Consider the following 21,046-nt stretch of genomic DNA (forward strand, 5'->3'; position numbering starts at 1 on the left):
CGCTCAGGAGATGTAGTGCAGGATCACGTTGTGCACGTGGTGGCTCTTCTGGTCGCCACGGAACTCCACCTCGTAGGTGTGGGTGCCGACGTGGATCGCGATGGCGCCGGTGGAGAAGAACGACCCGCCCCAGGACTTGTTGCTGACCACGCTCACGCTGGTGATCTTCGAGTACGGGATGCTGGTGATCGCGAACTTTTTGCCGACGAACGACTTGTCCTGGATGATCACGCGCCGGTCGGTCAGCCCGATGAACCCGGTGCCCGCGCCGATGGCGTCGTAGACGGCAATGACCCGTTCGCCGTCGAGGAGGCCGCTCTCGATCTGCTTGAGCTGCTCCCGACGGTCATAGCTGACGTTGGCCATGATCCGAGGGTAGGAGGGGCGTGCCACCCGGGCGCCGCCCCGCCGGCCGGGCCCGGTCAGTGCGGAGCGGTCACCGCGCGGTAGACGTCCTCGACCCGGGCGGCAAGCGTGACCTCACCCTCGGTGATCTCGCCGTCGTCGCGGGGGCCGATCCTGATCTGGGTGTGTCCGTCCAGCCGGCGGATCTCCGGACGGAGATGCAACGCGTCCGCGATGATCTTTATCCGCTCGGTGAGGGCCGCGTGCTGGGTGTCGTCGAGGATGAGGGTCCTTTTGATCTGCTGTCCCTCGCGGGTCCAGCCGCCCAGTAGGGTGAGTGCGTCGCTCAGGTAGTCACGGTCCATCCGGCCACCCCACAGAGCACGCATCGCCAAACCTCCCAGGCGTCGTTGCCGGCTTGTGGCCAAATCGTCGCCATCCCGTGTCTCGGTCGGTGCTCCCTAGTCTGTCGCTGGCCGGCTGGTGTGTCCACGTCCACCCTTCCGTCTTCTGTTGACCGGTGGTCCCGGCGCAGCTACCCGAATTCCCGATTGATCTGGCACGCTGGACGCCCGTGCGGACCGATTGGGCGAACGGTAACGACCGTGATGGGCATACCGAGGGGCATTCCGGGCGTGCGCGCCGGGAGCCGAAGGTCGTGGTGGGCGCCGCCATCGTGGTCGCCGGCCGGGTACTGGCCTGTGCGCGATCTCACCCACCGGAGGTCGCCGGCCGCTGGGAGTTTCCGGGCGGGAAGGTCGAGCCGGGCGAGTCCGAGGTCGCCGCACTGATCCGGGAGTGTGCCGAGGAGCTGGGCGTACGCGTCGAGATCGGTGACCGGGTCGGCCGGGACGTCCGGATGGGCCACGGCCGTTCGGTGCTCCGGGTCTATCTGGCCGAACTCGTCGACGGGGACCAGCCGCAGCCGCTGGAGCACTCCGAACTCCGCTGGCTGCGCCCGGAGGAGCTGGACAGCGTGCCGTGGCTGCCGGCGGACGTACCGATCGTGGCGGCGCTGCGCCCGCTGCTCGCCGCCGCCCCCTGACGAGGCCGGACCGGGGCTGATCGACCTCCGGGCCGTGGGCCGGGACCGCCGCGTGGCGGCCCCTGCCCACGACCCGGAACGGGTCAGTCCTTTGCCGGCGGCTGGTCCGGGTGGCTGTAGTTGAGCCCCTCGGCCGGCAGCGGGAAGGTCACGTCGTCGCCGAACGGCGAGGGCGCGGCCGCCTTGTCGAAGGTGAACTCGCTGATCGCCAGCCGGCCCCGGGAGTCCAGCGGCGGAGCGGTCGGGTGCGGGACCTGCCGGCCCCAGTGCACGCCGCGCTCCGCGCTGGTGTCGGGGTCGTGCGACCCGCCGCCGTGCGCGTGCGCCGTGCCGAGCTGGTCCGGGTCGCGCGGGGGTTGGGCCTGCGCGGCCTCGTCCTGCTTGCCACGGCGGAAGATCTTGCTACCGAGCCACACAACAGGATCGTACCGTCGGTCGACGACGCGTTCCTTCATTGGGATGATCGCGTTGTCAGTGATCTTGATGTGCTCGGGGCAGACCTCGGTGCAGCACTTGGTGATGTTGCAGTAGCCGAGCCCCTGCGACGCCTGGGCGTACTCCTTGCGGTCCGACTTCGCGTCCAGCGGGTGCATGTCCAGCTCGGCGGCGCGGATGAAGTAGCGCGGCCCGGAGAAGGCGACCTTGTTCTCCTCGTGGTCCCGGACCACGTGGCAGGTGTTCTGGCACAGGAAGCACTCGATGCACTTCCGGAACTCCTGCGACCGCTCGACGTCGACCTGCTGCATCCGGTAGTCACCCGGCTCCAGGTCGGCCGGGGGCGCGAACGCCGGGGTCTCCCGGGCCTTCTCGTAGTTGTACGAGACGTCGGTTACCAGGTCCCGGATGACCGGGAAGGTCCGCAGCGGGGTGATGGTGACCGTCTCGTTCTCCTCGAACGTCGACATCCGGGTCATGCAGCCCAGCCGGGGCATGCCGTTGATCTCCATCGAGCAGGAGCCGCACTTGCCCGCCTTGCAGTTCCACCGGCAGGCCAGGTCCGGCGCCTCGGTCGCCTGCAACCGGTGGATGACGTCGAGGACCACCTCGCCCTCGTTCACCTGCACCTGGTAGTCGGTCAGCTCGCCGCCCGACTCGTCGCCGCGCCAGACCTTGAAGTTGCGGGTGGAACCGGCCTTGCCGGCGCCGCCCGGCGCGTTCTGTGTCGCCATTACTTGGCCGCCTCCTCAGCGTGCGCCTCTGCGGTGAGGGCGTCGAAGTCCGCCAGTTCGTCTTCGGTCAGGTACTTGGCCAGCTCGGCGCGGTCGAAGAGCTGGATCAGCTCGGCCCGCATCTTCGGCAGCGGCTTCTGCTCCAGGCGTACCTTGTCGCCGTCGAGCGAGCAGACCAGGTTGACCGTGCGCCACTGCGGCGCCATGGTCGGGAAGTCCTCCCGGGTGTGCCCACCCCGGGACTCCTCGCGCTCCAGCGCCGCCCGGGCGGTGCACTCCGAGACGACCAGCATGTTGCGCAGGTCGAGCGCCAGGTGCCAGCCCGGGTTGTAGCGTCGCCCGCCGGCCACCGCCACCCGGGTCACCCGGTCGCGCAGGTCGGCCAGCTTGACCAGCGACTCCTCCAGCTCACCCTTGCGCCGGATGATGCCGACCAGGTCGCCCATCACCGCCTGGAGGTCCTGCTGCAACGTGTACGGGTTCTCCCCGCCCTCGCGCTCCAGCGGGGCCAGCGCCCGGTCCACCGCGGCCTCGACGTCCGACGCCGCCACCCTGGGGCGGGCGGGCAGCCGCCCGGCGTACGCCGAGGCGTGCTCGCCGGCCCGCTTGCCGAAGACCAGCAGGTCCGACAGCGAGTTGCCGCCCAGCCGGTTGGAGCCGTGCATGCCGCCGGAGACCTCACCGGCGGCGAAGAGCCCCTGCACGTGCCCGTGCGCCGCACCGCTGTCCGGGTCGACCTCGACGCCGCCCATCACGTAGTGGCAGGTCGGGCCGACCTCCATCGGCTCGGCGGTGATGTCGACGTCGGCCAGCTCCTTGAACTGGTGGTACATCGAGGGCAGCCGGCGGCGTACCTCCTCGGCCGGCAGCCGGCTGGCGATGTCCAGGTAGACGCCGCCGGCCGGGGTACCCCGACCGGCCTTGACCTCGGCGTTGATCGCCCGCGCCACCTCGTCCCGGGGCAGCAGCTCCGGCGGGCGCCGGTTGTTGTCCGGGTCGGTGTACCAGCGGTCCGCCTCCTCCTCGGTCTCCGCGTACTGCTTGCGGAAGACGTCGGGGACGTAGTTGAACATGAACCGCTTGCCCTCGGAGTTCTTCAGCACCCCGCCGTCGCCCCGGACCGACTCGGTGACCAGGATGCCCTTCACCGAGGGCGGCCAGACCATGCCGGTCGGGTGGAACTGGAGGAACTCCATGTTGATCAGCGTGGCGCCGGCCCGCAGCGCCAGCGCGTGCCCGTCCCCGGTGTACTCCCAGGAGTTCGAGGTGACCTTGTAGGAGCGGCCGACGCCGCCGGTGGCCAGCACCACGGCCGGGGCCTCGAAGAGGACGAACTCGCCGGACTCCCGGTAGTAGCCGAACGCACCGGCGACCTTGTCGCCGTCGAGCAGCAGTTCGGTGATGGTGGTCTCGGCGAAGACCTTGATCCGGGCGTCGTAGTCGCCGTGCGCCTTCTTGTCCTCCTGCTGCAACGAGACGATCTTCTGTTGCAGGGTGCGGATCAGCTCCAGGCCGGTCCGGTCGCCGACGTGCGCGAGCCGGGGGTACTCGTGGCCGCCGAAGTTGCGCTGCGAGATCTTCCCGTCCTTGGTGCGGTCGAAGAGCGCACCGTACGTCTCCAGCTCCCAGATCCGCTGCGGCGACTCCTTCGCGTGCAGCTCGGCCATCCGGAAGTTGTTCAGGAACTTGCCGCCCCGCATGGTGTCCCGGAAGTGCACCTGCCAGTTGTCCCGGCTGTTCACGTTCCCCATCGCGGCGGCGGCGCCGCCCTCGGCCATCACCGTGTGGGCCTTGCCGAACAGCGACTTCGAGATGATCGCCGTCCGCTTCCCGGCGAGCCGGGCCTCGATCGCCGCGCGGAGGCCGGCGCCACCGGCACCGATGACGACGACGTCGTAGTGGTGTCGTTCGATTCGGGTAGTCATGTCAGAGGCCCTTTAGTTGATGAACCGCAGGTCGTCGAACCAGTTCGCGGAGAGCGCCATGACGTAGAAGTCGGTCAGCGCCAGGGTGCCCAGGGTGATCCAGGCGAGCTGCATGTGCCGGACGTTGAGCTTGGAGACGAACGTCCAGGCGCGGTACCGCACCGGGTGCTTGGAGAAGTGCTTCAACCGACCTCCGGTGATGTGCCGGCAGGAGTGGCAGGAGATCGTGTACGCCCAGAGCATCACCACGTTGCCGAGCAGGATCAGGTTGCCCAGGCCGAAGCCGAAGCCCTCGGGGCTGCGGAAGGCGAGGATCGCGTCCCAGGTGTTGATCAACGAGATGATCACGGCGGCGTAGAAGGTGTAGCGGTGCAGGTTCTGCCCGAGCAGCGGGAAGCGGGTCTCACCGGTGTAGGTCTTGTGCCCGTCCGGGACCGCGCAGGCCGGCGGCGAGAGCCAGAACGACCGGTAGTACGCCTTGCGGTAGTAGTAGCAGGTGAGCCGGAACAGCAGCAGGAACGGCAGGGTCAGCGCGGCGTCCGGGATGATCCACCAGCCGGGCAGCACCCGCCCGAAGTGCGCCGCCTCGGGGATGCAGGCCTCGGTCACGCACGGCGAGTAGAACGGGGTCAGGTAGTGGTAGTCCGCCACCCAGTAGAAGTCGTGCATGAATACCCGCACCGTCGCGTACGTGACCCAGGCGCCGAGCCCGATCACCGTGATCAGTGGAGCGAACCACCAGCGGTCGGTACGCAGGGTTTTTGCCGCGATGGCCGCGCGCTGGCGCACGCTCCCCGGCAGTCCGGCCGGAGGTGGGGCCGTCCTCGTAGTCATCTATGTCTCCCTGACGGGGCCCGGTCGCTATGACGGGCACGGATGGTGTTCCGGCGGGGCGCGCGGGGCAGGGGAAAACCCGCAGCCGCGCTACCTGCGTCCGCGTCGGTGCACACGTTACGCCGCACGTTGACAGGCACATGCGCAAGGGAGTCTCGCGGGTTTCCTGCCGATTACGAAAGTCCCGCTCCCGGATCCGGGCGCGGTTGTGCAGAACTTCACTCGGTGCGACCGGCCGTCGACCCCGGCGGCCGGTCACCGGCGTCGACGTACCGCCAGCGGAACGCGAAGGTTCACAGGTCCGGCGCGGCGAGTCTGCGGGCGGCGGCGGCGCACTCCTCGGGCCCGTGCTGCAACCGGTCCAGCACCGGTCGGCCCGCCGGATCGCGCGGCGCGATGAAGAACGCCGGCTCACCGTTGGTCACCTGCCGGTCGAGCGCGTCCGCGTAGCTGGCCCGGGCGTCGACCAGCCGCTGCCAGGACTCGCCGCGACCGTCCCGCTCGCCGTCGTCCGGGTCGTCGTCACGCCCGCCCCACCAGCCGCGTAGCCGCTCGATCTCGGAGAGGAACGGCCGTACGGCGGCGTTCTCGTCCCGGATCGCCGCGGCCCGTTCCCCCGGGCCCCCGGTCGCACCGGGCGGGATCAACCGGTTGAGCCGCTTCTCCAGCTCACGGCAGGCGCTCTCGCCCCGGGCCTGCACCGTCCGCTCGCGGTCGGACTCCCGGGCGAACCGGCCCAGCCCGGCCGCGAACGCGCCGAGGCAGCCGCAGACCAGCAACACCACGACCGCCGCACCGGCGATCGCCGCGATGGTCAGCCGGCGGCGTCGTCGGGCGGCCGGGTCGGGCTCACGTGGCTGCCCGGCCGACCCGTCGGTGCCGGCCGGCTCACCCGGCGGTACGTCGCCGGCCCCGCCCGCCGGCCCGGCCGGCCGCTCGGTTCGCCCGGCACTGCTCACCGACCTGGTCCGGTCCGGGTCGCCGGGCCCGTACCGGGAGCCGGGGCCCGCGTCGTCGGCGGCGGGGGTGGTCGCGTCGTCCGTCACGCCACACAGTCAAGCACCGCGACGCGATCCGGGCATCCCCGCGCCGGCCGACGGGCACGTCTCCGCCCTCCGGGCACGGGTCAGCCGGAGGCGCCGCCGGTGAAGTTCCACGAGGCCAGCCAGACCGGCGGCGCCGACCACCAGGCGCTGCTGAAGGTCTGCGACTGCAACGCCGGATGCCGGCCGATTCCGAGTACGGCACCGGGGGCGAGCGCCTGCGGATAGGACTGGGTGAACCGGAAGTTCTGTACGGCGGCGGCCACCTCACCGTCCTCGATCAGCCACACGCCGTTGCGGGTCAGTCCGGTGACGACCAGACTCCTCGGGTCGAGAACCCGGGTGTACCAGAGGTCGGTGACCAGCAGCCCACGCCGTACCTGGCCGACCAGCGCGGCGGTGTCCGCGTCGACCACCGGTCCGGAGACCTCGCCCGGCCGGGTCACCCCGTTCGGCGAGGCGGCCGGCGCGAGCCCGAGGTGCAGCGGTACCGCCCCGAACGACGCGCCGCCCGGCACCGCGTGCCCGGTAGAGGCGGTACCGGCCTCGGCGGCGGTCCTCCGGTCGTGCGTGACCGTCCGGGTGACACCGTGCTCGACCAGCGCCATCGGGGTCCGGCGGGTGCCCTCGGCGTCGAACGGCAGTGCCGGGCCGGCCAGCGGATCGTCCAGCAGCGTCACCGAGCGGTCGAACTGCTCCTCGCCCGGCACCGCGAACGAGCGCTGCTCGTTGTACGCCTTGCCGTTGAAGCCGTACGTCGCGAGGTTCTGCAACAGGTCGGCGACGGCGGTCGGCTCCAGCACCACCTCGTACCGCCCGGGCGGAAGTTCGACCGGGGCGACCCCGGCCCGCGCCTTCACCGACGCCCGCGCACCGAGCACCCCGCCGTGCAGGTCGGCGAGGCGGAACGAGCCCAGCCGGGCCACCCCGTCCGCACCGCCGCACCGGGCGATCCCGTCCATCGCCGCCTCGGTGCTCCGCCCGGTCACCGCGTGCCCGGCCGTGTTGGCGAACGCCCCCTCCCGCCGACCGGTACGGCAGTAGCCGGCCGCCTCCAGTCCACCGACCGCCTCGACGAACTCGCGTACCCGCTCGGCCCGCTCTTCCGGCCCGGCCGCCGCGGTGGCCTCGTCCCAGTTGCCGTCGTCGTCCACGGAGGTCGGTGGGGTCAGCCCCGGCCAGCCCGGGTCCGGCGGACAGTGCCGGACCGCCGCGACCGTACGCTCGACCAGGTCACGCACCCCCTCGGCGCTGACCACGGTGGACGATCCGGTCGCGGTACGCCCGTCGAGGTGCAGCCGCAGCCGTACCGTCGTCGCGACGTCGGCCAGGTTCTGGTGGATGAAGGAGTTCGCGAACCGGGTCAGCGCCAGTTCGGCCCGCTCGGTGCCGACCTCCGCCTCGGCACCCGGCCCGGCGACCTGCCGGACCAGTTCGACGACCCGGCCGGCGAGGTCGAGTGGGGATGTCATCGCTGCCTCCATAACCGCTCACACTCACCAGTGCTGGCCCTCGTTCGCGACTGCGGGGCTCGCAGACCCGGCTCACTCCTCGCGCTCACCCGCGGACTCCGACCCGGACGTTGCGGAACCGGGCCGGCGCGGCCGGGTGGCCGGTGTGGCCGATCTGCCCCGGCTGGCCCTTGCCACAGTTCGGCGTGCCCCAGGCGACGGTCTCCGAGGAGAGCATGTCCATCGAGCGCCAGAACTGCGGCCCGATCCCGGTGTACGTCGGATTGCGCAGCATCCGGCCCCGCCGGCCGTTCTTGACCTCCCAGCCGATCTCGCAGCCGAACTGGAAGTTCAGCCGCTTGTCGTCGATCGACCAGGAGCGGTTCAGGTCCATCAGCACACCGTCGTCGGTGGCCGCGATGATCTCGTCGAGGGTGTGCGGGCCGGGCTCCAGCCCGACGTTCGTCATCCGGACCATCGGCAGCCGGGCCCAGCCGTCGGAGCGGACGCTGCCCGCGTAGTCCAGGCCGGCGACCGCCGCCGAGTCCCGGCCGGCGAGCGTACCGACCCAGCGACCCTCCCGGACCGCGTCCCGCTTGGCCGCCGGGGTTCCCTCGTCGTCGAAGCCGAAGCTGCCGAGCGCGCCGGGGATGGTCGGGTCGATGGTGACGTTCATCAGCTCGGAGCCGTAGCGGAGCGCCCCGAGCTGGTCGAGGTCCAGCCAGGAGGTGCCGGCGAAGGCGGCCTCCCAGCCGAGGATCCGGTCGAGTTCGATGGCGTGCCCGACCGACTCGTGGATCTGCAACGCCATCTGCTCGCTGCCGAGGATCAGGGTGGTCTCACCGGCCGGGCAGAGCGGTGCGGTCACCAGCTCCCGGGCCTCCTCGGCGATCCGGGCGGCGTGCGCGGTCAGGTCGAGCGAGTCGACCAGCTCCCAGCCCTGGGTGCCGTACTGGCCCCGATAGCTCGGGTAGGAGCGGCGCTGCGTCTCGCCGTCGCCGAGCACCGTCGCCGAGATCCCCGCCCCGGACTCCCGGATGTGCTGGTCGATCCGGTGCCCCTCGCTGGAGACGAACCACTTGCGGGTGTCCCAGATCTGGTAGAGCCCCTCGGCCAGGTCGGCGCCGTGTTCCCGGGACGTCCCGGTGGCCCGGACCAGCAGGTCGCCCTTGTCGGAGAGCGGCACCGAGAGCGGGTCGACGGCGCACGGCGAACTCCACGACCCGGTGCTGGCCGGCGCCGGCAGCAGGCCGCCGCCGGGACCGGCGACCCGGCCACTCGCGGCGGCGATCCGCGCGGCCCGCTCACCCGCCGCCCGGGCCGCCGACTCCGCCAGCTCGGGTACGGCGTAGAAGCCCCATCCCGAGCCGACGAGTGCGCGTACCCCGATCCCGGCGCTCTCGTCCTGGGTGACGGACTCGATCTCGCCGTTGCGGGCGGACATCGACTCGTACCGGCGTTGCATCACCCGCGCGTCGGCGTACCGGGCCCCGGCGTCGAGGGCGGCCTGTACCGCCGCCGTCGCCACGTCGAACTCGGCCATCGGCATCTCCTCGCTGGTTCGCCTGTTCGCCTGATCCGGCCGGAGCCGAACCCGATCATGGATGACCTTATGCGAGGAGACGGGTTCAGCGCGGGGGGAGCAGGTCGTCCGGTCGGATTTCCGCCGCCACCGGCTCGGTGAGCCGCAGGGATTCGCCGGCCTTGGCCACCGCGTGCTCCACATAGTGGGAGCCGTCCAGGCGGTGCAGCCGCAGCGTCCCGGTCTCCTGCTCGACCAGCAGATACCACGGGATCCGGGCGGCGGCGTAGTAGTGCATCTTGAGCACCTTGTCGGTGGCGGCGTTGCTCGGCGAGCTGATCTCGCAGACCAGCCGGACCGCCGTACCGTCGACGACCAGCTCGTCGAAGTCGATCTCGCCGGTGACGACCAGGTCGGGGATCGGAATCCGGCCCGGTTGCAGCCGCACGTTCACGGCCTCCAGGACGTGTAGTCCAACGGTTTCCGCGCCTGTCTCCAGAGCGTTGCCGAGACGACGCGAGATGTGCTGGTGCCGAGGAGTGGGGGCAGGTGTCACGTGGAGGCTCCCGTCGAAGAGTTCGACGCGATCCCGGGTCTCGCCGAGGGCGAGGTATTCCGCTTCGGTCCACGGCCCGCCGTGCTCGAACACCGCCGCGGTCATGGCCACCTCCGGTCCGTCGTCGTGACTCGGTAGTTCGCCTCCGGTACGGCGCCAGTCTGGCACAGCGATCCGACGCGAGCGCTGTCATCCAGGTGTGCGGCGCACGGGGAGGTGTGGCTGACAGCATCCGGGAGCGTCAGCGCCCGGGCCGGAACGTGGAGTTTCCTTCTGTTCTGTGACTACCAGTTGTAACGGCTCTTACAGCTGATCTTCGATGTCTGTAGAGTCTGCACTCTGTCATTGATCGATCACGGGGGGTTGTGGTGCTTGGTGCCTGGACGCCCAAATTTCGGCGTGTCGGTACAGGATCGTCCGACGTGGTGGCGGCCAGCTTCCCGTTGCGGGGCGGCGTAGGGGGGCGAATGCGCCGTGGATTGTCCCTGTGGGTGGCGGCAGCGGTCGTGGCGACGGGTGGCGGTTTGGTCGATCCCGGGCTGCGGCGTACTGCTGCGGCGGCTCCGGCTCCGGCTTGCACGGGAATCGCTGACTCGGAGGTCCAGGCGGCCGCGCTGGCCCTGGCCTGTGATGAACCGGTGGTGGTAGCCGGCTCGCAGACGGAGTTCGCCCAGGTGGTAGCGGAGCCGGACGGGCGGTTCTTGTTCGAGTCGGCAGTCGTGCCGCAGCGTACTTACCGGGCGGGCGGGTGGACGAACGTCGATCTCCGCCTTGTCCGTACCGCGGACAGCCTGTGGCGGCCGGCCGCGTCAGTGGCCGACGTCGCCTTCTCGGCCGGCGGTCCCGGTCCGCTACTGACGCTGGTCAGTGACGGCCGGAGCCTGGTGATGTCGTGGCCGGGTGGTGCACTACCGACGCCTGTGGTCTCCGGTGACTCGGCGACGTACCCGAACGTGCTGCCCAATGTGGATCTGGTGCTCCGGGCGACCTGGACAGGGTTCAGCCATGTTCTTGTGGTCAAGTCGGCGACGGCTGCGGCGAATCCGGCTGTGCGACAGATTCGGCTCGGGCTCAGCGGTGATGCGCAGGTGCTTTCCGATCCGGACGGGCAACTGCGGGCGGTGGTGGGGTCACGCGAGATCGCTTCGGCGGAGCCGCCAGTAATGTGGGATTCGCGAACGAACCCGGTGGGGCGTTCCGCCGGCGCACGGGGATCGCTGGAGGGAGCGGCGTCGACAGCCGCAGCGGCTGGCGACGCCGCCAGGGTCGCACCGGTAGCGGTGGAGGTCTCGGGTAGCGACCTGTTGCTACGTCCGGACGCGGAGTTCCTTGCCGCGCCGGATGCGGTTTTCCCGCTCTATGTCGATCCGGCGTGGTCTGTCTACAAGACGAAGTGGGCGTACGCGACCAACAACGGCTCGTCGAACACCGACGACGGCGCGGCCCGGGTGGGGTTTGAACCCGGAGACCGGTGCGCTCTACCGATCGTTCTTTCAGTTCTCGACGACGGCGAACGGCGTGTCTTTGCGGGGCAAACACATCGAGTCCGCCTATGTGCAGATGAAACTCGATCACTCCTGGTCGTGTGACGACTCGGTGGCGTCGATGTACTGGACGTCGGCGATCAACGCCACGCCGAAAGCGTCCTGGTCCCTGGCGCTGAAAGCCTTCATGGACTCCGCATCGGGACACGCGAACGAGTCTGGCGGATGTGAGTCGATCCAGCCCGACATGATTATGAACTTCTCGGGCTCGGGGGTGACAAGTAGACTACGAGCCGTTGCGGGCGATGGTTCATCCAACATTACGGTCGGATTCACCGCTCGCGACGCCGACGGTTCGGGTGAGTCGACCCAAGGTCGGTGGAAGAAGTTTTTTCCCGACAGCGCGAAGCTCTACGTGGATTATGACACCAAGCCCGGCCCGCCTAACGGGCTGCAGGTTGCCGGGGTCGCCTGTCCCGCTTCAGGTGTGCTGACTGTCGGCACGTTGAGCCCCACCCTGTCAGCGGTGTTTCCGGACGCGGACAGGGCCGACTCGTTGACCGGAACATTCGAATGGATCGAGGTGCCGGCCGGTGGGATGGGGTCGGTGACCGACACGGCGCCGGCGCGGAAGTCCCCTCCACCGGCCAAGGCGGGTATTACCCCGAACGCGCGAGCGACGAGTAACGCGGTGTCGATCGTTACCAACAAGACGTATGCGTTCCGGGCCAGGGGCACCGACAAGCCGCCGTATTCGTTGCCCAGTTTATGGTCGGCATGGTGCCAGTTCACGGCGGACACTTCGGTGCCGCCGGTCAAGCCGACGGTGGTGATCGAGCCGGTAGGCCCCGGCCTGACGGGCAGGGTGCGGTTCGAGTCGACCGCCCATGACGTGACCAAGTTCAGGTACGGCTGGGACGCCGCGACAAAGGAGGTTCCGGCCCAGGGTACGAATCCGAAGTACGCGGAGGTCGATCTAACCGTACCGAGCTTCGGTCGCAACGTGTTGCTGGTCAAGGCCATCGACGCCACCTTGAACGAGGGAAACGCGTCGGTCGAGTTCACCGTCGGACGTCCGGCGCCACCGGTTGCCAAGTGGGGGTTGCAGACCTATCCCGGTGTCGATCAGGCGGCGGCGCTGGCTGACGGGCAGCCCGCGCCGAACAATTCCCCACTGACGACCAGGAACGTTGCCTGGGCCAACGGTGTCCGAATGGTCGGCGGTCAGACTGCCACCTTCAACGGCTCTTCCTCCGCTGCGGCCACCACCGGCGGGGTGGCGGACACCACCCGTTCCTTCAGCGTCGCTGCCTGGGTCCGTCTCGGCGCTGTCCCTACCGCCGCTGACGTCAAGGTCGTTGCCCAGGCGGGTGTCGAGGCGGCAGGGTTCGAGTTGGGGGTACGCCGCACGGGAACCCCGTCCGCGCCGTACTGGTCATTCGTGATGAAAGATACTTCCGCCCAGTCGAGCACCACCCGGGCGGCGGTCTCGACGACGGCGATCACGACGGCGGACGTGGGGCGCTGGATCCACCTCGCTGGCGTTTACGACGCGGCAGAGAAAAAGCTCCGCCTGTATGTCAACGGCCAGCAGGCGGGTGAGGCAGAGCGCAGCGTGCCGCCGTGGATGGCGTCAGGTCGGTTCGTGGTGGGCCACAGCTTCAATTCCGGCGCGGCCGGGCTCTGGTGGAACGGGGCTATCGCCGACGTGCAGGTCTTCGACCGGGTGCTCGTGCGACATGATTTCACCGGCCAGTTGGCGATAGACCCCCTCTCGGGCGGATTCAACGAACCAGGGATCCTGGCGCCGGTCCAGGTGGGGCACTGGGACTTCGAGGCTGCGAGACCTTGTTATCTGGCCAATTTGAGGGACACCTGTCAGGTGCCGGAGACAGTGACGGGGTGGGGCCGGTGGCTGGCGCTGACAAGAGGTTCCGCTGTCGGGGCGGGGCGATCGACCAGCGGTTCCGGCCTCTGGCTGGACGACGAGTACTTCCCGGAGGAAGGATATACCGAGCCGACTGAGGAGTATGGCCGTAGTGCGGTCAAGACGGGCCTGACGCCTCCTGACGGCGAGGGTCGGGAGTTCACTACGTGGCAGGACACGCCGGTGCTGCGTACCGACGACTCCTTTACAATGTCCGCCTGGGTGACGTTAGACCGCCTGGACAGGATGAGTACCGCCGTGACGCAGCGAGGGGCGCACGAGAGTGCGGCCTGGCTGAACTACTCTTCGGCGGACGGCAGATGGCAGTTCAGCGTTAGCGTTGAGGACGACAACACCTCTGTCTCAACGGGAGTCAGTTCCATATCTGTTCCGGAAAAAGGGGTGTGGACGCATCTGGCGGGTGTGTACGACGCGTCCCGCAGTGAGATTCGCCTCTATGTGAATGGCGAGCTGGAGAGCCAGCGGACAATTTCGTTCAGGCTCATGAGTTCATCCGGCCCCTTGCTCGTGGGTCGGGTTCTGCGGCACGACGAGATTGTCGACCAGTGGTTCGGCGGCATCGACGATGTGGCGACGTTCCAGGGCGCGATGAGTGATGCCGCGATGTTCGAGTGGTACAACGCACAGATCCCGGTGACCCCGGGGACAAATGTGCTCACGCGCGGGAAAGAGCTGAACGAGGGCCAGTATATCCGCTCGGATATCGGCAATTATCAGCTTTTGATGCAGCGCGACGGTAACTTGGTGCTCTATCAAGCCGGCTATCCACTGTGGAACACCGCGACCTGGGGCAATCCCGGCGCGAACCTGCTCTTCCAGGTCGATGGGAACCTGGTGCTCTACAGCGGCGACAACGTTCCGCTGTGGGACACCGAAACCTGGGGAAGCACCGCCGACCGTCTTGTGCTGCGCGATAACGGGGACCTCGTCATGCTCGACACGAACGGGCAGGTCATATGGCGGCGATGACCAGGTGCAAACTCGATTTGCTCTCAAGACGTGGTGGCGAAATTTGTTCGGGGGAGGAACGCTGATGTTCGCAGGGTCGGCAGGCGGTTCGCGGCGCGGACATCGGCGGTTAACGGCCACTGGTATCCGGTGCGCAGTCGTCAGCGGCGTGGTCGTGGCGTTACTGCTGTCGCTGCTGCCGGGCAATCCCGGGTACGCCGCGCCGGATACCCCGCCGAAGAAGCCCGGGGCACCTCCGGTAGAGGAACTCGATGCTGACGGCGGGCCGGTGACCGGCAAGGCGTGGGCGCAGAAGCGGGTCACTTCCCAGCCGGCACCGACCCCGGTCTGGCCGGCGGCGGCGACCGCCCGGGTCGACCTGCCGACGACGACCGCGCGCACGGTTGCGGGCCGGGGAATCCAGGCCGGGAAGATGCCGGTATGGGTGGGGCGCGCCGCCGGTGACGCCGGCAAGCGACTATCCGCTCTGGATCTGGAACTGATGGATCGGGAGACCGTCCCACCGGCGTGGCGGGACGGCTTGGTGCTGAAGGTTGCCGCCCGGAACGGGGACGCCGGCGGCACCGCGACGCTGTCGGTGGACTACAACCAGTTCCGGTACGCGTCCGGCGGGTCATGGGCTTCCCGGCTTCGGCTGTGGCAGGTACCGGTCTGCGCGCTCGCCACACCCGAGGCGCCGCAGTGCCGATCGGTACCGTTGCGTACCGCCAACGACCTCGCGGCAGGCGTGGCGTCGGCGCAGGTGACCGTGCCCGCACCGCCGTCGACGGCCGCCGCCGGGACGACGCAGCAGCCCACCGCAGAGACGGCCTCGCTCGTGGTCCTCGCCGCCGGTTCGTCCGGCGGCGACGGTGACTTCGCCGCCACCAGCCTGGCGCCCTCGTCGACGTGGTCGGCCGGCGGCTCCTCGGGTGACTTCTCCTGGAGCTACCCGTTGCGGACGCCGCCGGCGACCGGCCCGGCACCGGACATCTCGCTGGCCTACTCCTCCTCGAGCGTCGACGGTCGGTCCGAGGTCACCAACAACCAGCCGTCGTGGATCGGGGAGGGATTCGACTACTCGCCCGGCTACATCGAGCGCCGGTACGTCCCCTGTGCGGAGGATTCGAAGAACGGGGCGAACAGCACCACCTCGAGCGGTGACCAGTGCTGGCGGTCGGACAACGCGACGATGAGCCTCAACGGTCGCGGCGGTGAACTGATCTTCCAGTCGGGGAGGGGGTGGCATTCCCGCAGCGAGGACGGATCGAAAATCGAAAAGCTGACCGGCGCATCGAACGGAGACGCGGGCGACCCCACCTACGGGGACGTCGGCGAGTACTGGAAGGTGACGACCACCGACGGCACCCAGTACTTCTTCGGCCTACACAGCCTGCCGGGTCACAGCGACAAGACGAACTCGACCCTGACCGTCCCGGTCTTCGGCAACCACTCCGGCGAACCGTGCCGCAAAACCACCTTCGCCGGCTCCGACTGCGTCCAGGCGTGGCGGTGGAACCTCGACTACGTCGTCGACGTGCGCGGCAACACCATGTCGTTCTGGTACGGCAAGGAGACCAACAAGTACGCCCGCAATGCCACCGACTCCGACGACGTGCCCTACGACCGGGCCGGGTACCTCACCCGAATCGACTACGGCACCTACGACCGCACCGCCGCGACCCACGACGTGACCGAGCGCAGCGTCAACCCGTACGCCCGGGTGGTGTTCGAACCCGACATGCGCTGCACTTCCAACTGTGGCACCGAATCCGCCCCGGTCAAGGAGAACTGGAAAGACACACCCTGGGACCAGGAGTGCAAGGAAACCGCGACCTCCTGCCCGCAGCAGTACACGCCGACGTTCTGGACCTCGAAGCGACTGAAGAAGATCACCACGCGGGTATGGGACACGACCAGGCCGACCCCGGGCTGGCAGGACGTCGAGTCTTGGACCCTGTCGCACACCTACGCCGCGACCGCAGACTCTACCCACGAGGGCCTGTGGCTCGACCGCATCGACCACGCCGGCCTCGTCGGTGGCACGGTGAACCTGCCGCCAGTGACATTCGAGGCCGAGTCGCTGGCAAACCGGGTGTTGACCGAGCACGGCACCACCGACAACTGGCTGCGGATCTCCAGCATCGTCACCGAGACCGGCTCACGGATCAAGGTCGACTACTCGGAGCCCGAGTGCACCGAGGCGATGGTCGAGACGCTGCAGCCGCACACCAACACCAAACTCTGCTACCCGGTCAAGGTGCCCGACCCCGCCGACCTGACCGGCAAGAAGCTGGTCACCGAGTGGTGGCACAAGTACCGGGTCGAGCACGTCGCCGAAGACGACGTGCAGCTCAAAGACGGCCACCATGCGCCGACGAAGCACACCTGGTACGACTACGATGGCGATCCGGCGTGGCACTACGCCGACGACGACGGCCTGTCCAAGCCCGACCGCAAGACGTGGAGCCAATGGCGCGGCTATGCCCAGGTCAACACCCAGGTCGGTGACGAGGCCGCCACCCAGACCCTGGCCGTGACCAGGTTTATGCGTGGCATGCACGGCGACAAGGCCAGCCCGTCCGGTGGCACCCGCAATGTACCGGTGCCTGCGTCGCTGGGCTCGGAGACCGTCTACGACGAGGACCAGTTCGCCGGACAGATCCGCGAACAGATCGTCTACAACGGCGTGGAGAGCAAACCAGTCTCCAAAACCGTGCACGTCCCGTGGCGCTCCGAACCGACCGCCAGCCGCACCATCAACGGTGACCTGGTCGAGGCGCGCTTCACCGACACGCAAACCACCTACACTGCCACCGCACTCGGCGTCGATGGCAACCGCGGCTGGCGCGTCTCACGAGGTCACCAGGACTTCGACCACCGCTACGGCACCATAAACTGGTCCCAGGACGATGGCGACATCGCTACCACCGGCGACGAGAAGTGCGTCACCTACAGCTACAACCGCAACCTCACCAAGAACCTCACCCAACTCGTCAAGCAGACCACCACCACCGCGCTGCCATGCGACGAGCTGCCGACCAGCGTCCGCGACGTGATCACCGACTCGCGCGACTACTACGACGGCGCTACCAACGTCGACACCGCCCCCCGGTTCGGATCCGTGACGAAGACCGAGGAACTGAAGGACTGGGCCCGCGCCACCGGAACGGCGTGGCACACCACCTCCCAGGCCAGCTACGACAGCACGGGTCGACAGCTCACCAACACCGACGTCAAGGGCAACGTCACCACCACCGCCTACACCCCGACCGTCGGCGGACCGGTCACCAAGACCACCACCACCGGCCCGGCACCGTACAACTGGGTCACCAGCGAGGACTACAACCCGTACTGGGGTTCTGCCGTAAAGGGCACCGACCAGAACGGGAAGACCACGTCGGAGGCCGAGTATGACGCGTTCGGGCGGGTCGCAAAGGTGTGGGGCTTGGGCTGGTCGAAATCCGCCAACCCGAACAGGCCATCTGCCCAGTACAGCTACACGTACGCGTCGGGCCGTAACGCCTACCCGTACGTCCATTCGCTGACGCTGAATCCGGACGGCAACTACATCTCCTCGTTCGAGATCCTCGACGGCCTGTTGCGTCCTCGGCAGACCCAGTCCATCTCCCTCGGTGGCAGCGGTGACCGGGTGGTCACTGACACCATCTACGACGAGTTCGGGCGAGCGGCGGTCTCCTACGGAGCGCACGCCGAGCCGGGAGCGCCTGCGGGCGCGTTGTGGTGGGAACCGGAATGGTCCGTTGCGGCGGTGACGAAGACTCTCTTCGACCGTGCGTCGCGGCCGACAGCGGAGATCTTCCTGGCCGGTGACGGGGTTACCAACCTGGTCGAGAAGTGGCGTACCACTACCAGCCACGAAGGTGACCTCACCAAGGTCACCCCACCGGCCGGCGCAACCCCTACCACGACTGTGACGGACAGCCAGGACCGGACCGTCGCCGTGCGGCAGCACACCACACCAGCGGGCGTCACGGGGGCCTATCAGGAGACCAGGTACGTCTTCAACCGCAAAGACCAGATGGTCAAGACCATCGACACGGCCGGAAACGAGTGGATCAACGAGTACGACGTCCAGGGCCGGCTCTGGCGGGTCACCGACCCCGACAAGGGCGTCACCACCAGCACGTACAACGACTACGACGAGCTGGTCAAGACGACCGACGCCCGTGGCGAATCGCTGTGGTACGTCTACGACCAGATCGGTCGCAAGACGCAGCTGCGTGACGACTCCGCTACCGGGCCGCTGCGCGCGGAGTGGAAGTACGACAGCCTGTTCACTGGCCAGTCCGGCTTCAAGGGTCACCTGACCCAGGCCATCCGGTACGAGCCGGCCGGTTCGACCAACGCCTACCGGTGGCGGGTGGCCCAGTTCAACAACCGCTACCAGCCGACCGGGGTCGACTACGTCATTCCGGCGGTGGAGACGGGCCTGGCTGCTACGTACATCTACGCGTACGGCTACTCGGAATACACCGGCACCCAGACGTCGATCTCGTATCCCGGAGCCGGTGGGCTGGTCACCGAGCAGTTGACAACCGACTACGACTCGACGACCGGCATGCCGACCCGGCTGGACACCAGTCTCACCGGCTCGGCGGGCACCATGGCCACCGCCTCCTACACCGCGTACGGCGAGCGCTCGGGCTCCGTCTACAAGATGCCCGGCGGCAAGTTCACTCAGGAGGTCATCCACCGGGAGGAGGCGACCCGACGCGTCAAGCGCACCACCGTCGAGCGCGAAACCGTCGACGGGATGGTCTCGGATCGGAGCTACGACTACGACGAAGCCGGCAACATCATCTCCATCGCCGACACTCCGACCGACGGCGAGGCCGACACCCAGTGCTTCCGGCAGGACGCCCTCGGCCGGCTCACGACCGCTTGGACGCCGAAGAGTGGGGTGAGTTGCGAGGCCGATCCGACGGTTGCCGACCTGGGCGGGCCGGCACCGTACTGGCACGACTGGACGTTCGACTCGACCGGTTCCCGGCTGACCGAGACCAGTCACACCACCAGCGGCGACACCACCCGTACCTACGCTCTGCCGAACGGTGGGCAGGGTGTGGTCCGGCCGCACGCGATCACCTCGATGACCACCGCCGCTCCGGGGCAACCGAATGTGGTTTCGAGGTACGGCTACGACTAGGCGGGTAACACCACCTGCCGGCCGGCGGGGAACGCCGCGAACAACTGTGCCACCGCGGCGAACAGTCAGACGCTGGGCTGGGACGCCGAGGGCAAGCTCGCCACCGTCGCGGCCGGCGGGCAGACGATCGAGACCAACATCTACGACGCCGAAGGCGTGCGGCTGATCCGTCGTGACGCGACCGGGACGACGCTGTATCTGCCGGGGCAGGAGATCCGTCGCGAGGGTGGCGTCAACACCGGGACCCGGTACTACAGCTTCGCCGGCACCATCTGCGCCAGCCGCAAGGGTGCCTCCAGCATCACCGATCTGACCTGGCTGTATCCGGATCACCAGGGCACCCAGCAGACCGCGATCAACGCCGGCACCCAAGCGGTCACGATTCGCCGGCAGACGCCTTACGGCGACGCCCGGGGCGAGAATCCGGTCTGGGTCAACAACAAGGGCTTCGTCGGTGGCGACATCGATCCGACGGGCCTGGTCAACATCGGGGCTCGGCAGTACGACAAGGTCCTGGGTCGGTTCATCTCCGTCGACCCGGTGATGGATCTGACCGATCCGCAACAGTGGAACGCGTACGCCTACAGCCACAACAGCCCGATCACCCATTCCGACCCGACCGGCCTGCGACCCGACTGCGGCGGCGGCACCGGCACTTACAACTGCAGCAACGACTTCCCGAAGGCCAACCCCGAGGTCAACAAGGGCAACTGGCCCGACAGCAGGCGAAAGAACACCGCTGTTTCTGACGAGTACGCCGCGAAACTGCGCGCGCAGGCGATAGCGGAACGCAAGAAGCGCGAGTGTCAGGCCAGCTTCTGGTGTCGCAACGGCCAGAAACTCAAGAGTATGGGCGGCGCAATCGAGGACTTTGCTGTGAAGCATGCCGATGTGGTCGGGGTGATCGCAGGTGTTGTTGCCGGCCTCGCCTGCACGGCGGTAACGGGCGGAACTGGTGCTGTCGTTTGCGGCGCGTTGGGCGGTGCGATTGGCGGCTTCGTGGCTGGCGCTCTCCAGTGTCACGGTGGCGATAAGAGCCATTGCGGAACTGGACTTCTTGTCGATACGCTCGCCGGTGCCGGTCTGGGAGCACTCGGCGGGTTTGGTGGCGCAGTTGTGGGGGGAACATTACGAGGCGCCGTTGGGGGATCGCTACGGTCTGCTGGGCGGGGTGGCGCTACCGCAGCATCTGGTGCGCTTCGTGGCTTGGTCCCAGCCGCACGGCAGTTTGTGCCAGATAAAGTCAGTAGGGTCATGGGTGGCACGGGGCAGCAAAGCGTTTCGAGAGTTGTCAAGAGTAGTGTCGGGCATTGGCGTTCTGATGCGCGCACAATGGGCGGCCACCTGAAGGTCGCTGGTGACACGGCCAAAATGATAGGGAGGGCCGCGTTGAGTCAGACGCCGGAAGGGATCGGTGCCGGTACGATGGGGGCGGCTCTGCCGTCCACGAGAGAGGACGCAGTTGGTCTTTTTGAAAGCGGATTCTCGGTGAATCCTGTCACGGCGCCTGTTCAATTCGTTGGCGGCTGGGTTGGTAGTGCGTTCACGTGATGGAAGAATCTGATTCCGGAAGGCTCTCGAATGAGAAATTGGCCTGGGTGCGCTA

9 protein-coding genes and 4 pseudogenes are annotated in these 21,046 nt (G+C 68.3%); 3 read left to right on the forward strand and 10 right to left on the reverse strand.

Annotated elements, in window-relative coordinates; all coding sequences use genetic code 11:
* Window positions 1–3 precede the first annotated feature (3 nt).
* Both C6W10_RS10125 and C6W10_RS10130 read right to left on the reverse strand, forming a co-directional pair.
* Window positions 4–366 carry a PH domain-containing protein gene (locus C6W10_RS10125; RefSeq protein ID WP_107257849.1) on the reverse strand — a complete coding sequence of 121 codons (363 nt, stop codon included), beginning with the start codon at window positions 364–366 and terminating at the stop codon, window positions 4–6.
* Window positions 367–422: 56 nt separating this feature from the next.
* Window positions 423–734: a 4a-hydroxytetrahydrobiopterin dehydratase gene (locus tag C6W10_RS10130; protein WP_107257850.1), complete on the reverse strand. Its 312-nt coding sequence runs from the start codon at window positions 732–734 to the stop codon at window positions 423–425.
* Between the two features lie 269 nt (window positions 735–1,003).
* On the opposite strand from C6W10_RS10130, the gene C6W10_RS10135 reads away from it, so the two are divergent.
* Complete coding sequence (locus C6W10_RS10135) at window positions 1,004–1,390, forward strand: (deoxy)nucleoside triphosphate pyrophosphohydrolase (protein ID WP_234359199.1); 387 nt, start codon at window positions 1,004–1,006, stop codon at window positions 1,388–1,390.
* Between the two features lie 83 nt (window positions 1,391–1,473).
* Here C6W10_RS10135 and C6W10_RS39670 read toward each other — a convergent pair.
* The 8 genes and pseudogenes from C6W10_RS39670 to C6W10_RS10170 form a co-directional block, all read right to left on the reverse strand.
* A pseudogene (locus tag C6W10_RS39670) lies at window positions 1,474–1,713 on the reverse strand (succinate dehydrogenase/fumarate reductase iron-sulfur subunit); the annotation flags it as partial.
* Window positions 1,714–1,770: 57 nt separating this feature from the next.
* Window positions 1,771–2,559 (reverse strand): annotated as a pseudogene (locus tag C6W10_RS10140) (succinate dehydrogenase/fumarate reductase iron-sulfur subunit); the annotation flags it as partial.
* The gene (locus C6W10_RS10145; protein ID WP_107257853.1) at window positions 2,559–4,484 is read right to left on the reverse strand and encodes a fumarate reductase/succinate dehydrogenase flavoprotein subunit; all 1,926 of its coding nucleotides are present in this window, start codon (window positions 4,482–4,484) and stop codon (window positions 2,559–2,561) included. The pseudogene C6W10_RS10140 and the gene C6W10_RS10145, both read right to left, overlap by 1 nt.
* 12 nt (window positions 4,485–4,496) lie before the next feature.
* The gene (locus C6W10_RS10150) at window positions 4,497–5,318 is read right to left on the reverse strand and encodes a hypothetical protein (RefSeq protein ID WP_107257854.1); all 822 of its coding nucleotides are present in this window, start codon (window positions 5,316–5,318) and stop codon (window positions 4,497–4,499) included.
* A gap of 293 nt (window positions 5,319–5,611) precedes the next feature.
* Window positions 5,612–6,364 carry a hypothetical protein gene (locus tag C6W10_RS10155; protein WP_107257855.1) on the reverse strand — a complete coding sequence of 251 codons (753 nt, stop codon included), beginning with the start codon at window positions 6,362–6,364 and terminating at the stop codon, window positions 5,612–5,614.
* Between the two features lie 80 nt (window positions 6,365–6,444).
* The gene (locus C6W10_RS10160; RefSeq protein ID WP_369938176.1) at window positions 6,445–7,833 is read right to left on the reverse strand and encodes a TldD/PmbA family protein; all 1,389 of its coding nucleotides are present in this window, start codon (window positions 7,831–7,833) and stop codon (window positions 6,445–6,447) included.
* Between the two features lie 85 nt (window positions 7,834–7,918).
* Entirely contained in the window at window positions 7,919–9,355 is a 1,437-nt protein-coding gene (locus C6W10_RS10165) for a TldD/PmbA family protein (protein ID WP_107263817.1), read from the reverse strand.
* A gap of 85 nt (window positions 9,356–9,440) precedes the next feature.
* Window positions 9,441–9,995: a Uma2 family endonuclease gene (locus C6W10_RS10170; protein WP_107257857.1), complete on the reverse strand. Its 555-nt coding sequence runs from the start codon at window positions 9,993–9,995 to the stop codon at window positions 9,441–9,443.
* Window positions 9,996–10,357: 362 nt separating this feature from the next.
* Here C6W10_RS10170 and C6W10_RS10175 point away from each other — a divergent pair.
* Window positions 10,358–14,291: pseudogene (locus C6W10_RS10175) on the forward strand (LamG-like jellyroll fold domain-containing protein).
* A 124-nt stretch (window positions 14,292–14,415) separates the two neighbouring features.
* A pseudogene (locus tag C6W10_RS10180) lies at window positions 14,416–20,991 on the forward strand (RHS repeat-associated core domain-containing protein).
* The last annotated feature ends 55 nt before the right edge of the window (window positions 20,992–21,046 follow it).

Origin of the sequence: Plantactinospora sp. BB1, from assembly GCF_003030385.1 — a bacterium.
In the GTDB taxonomy this organism is placed as follows: domain Bacteria; phylum Actinomycetota; class Actinomycetes; order Mycobacteriales; family Micromonosporaceae; genus Plantactinospora.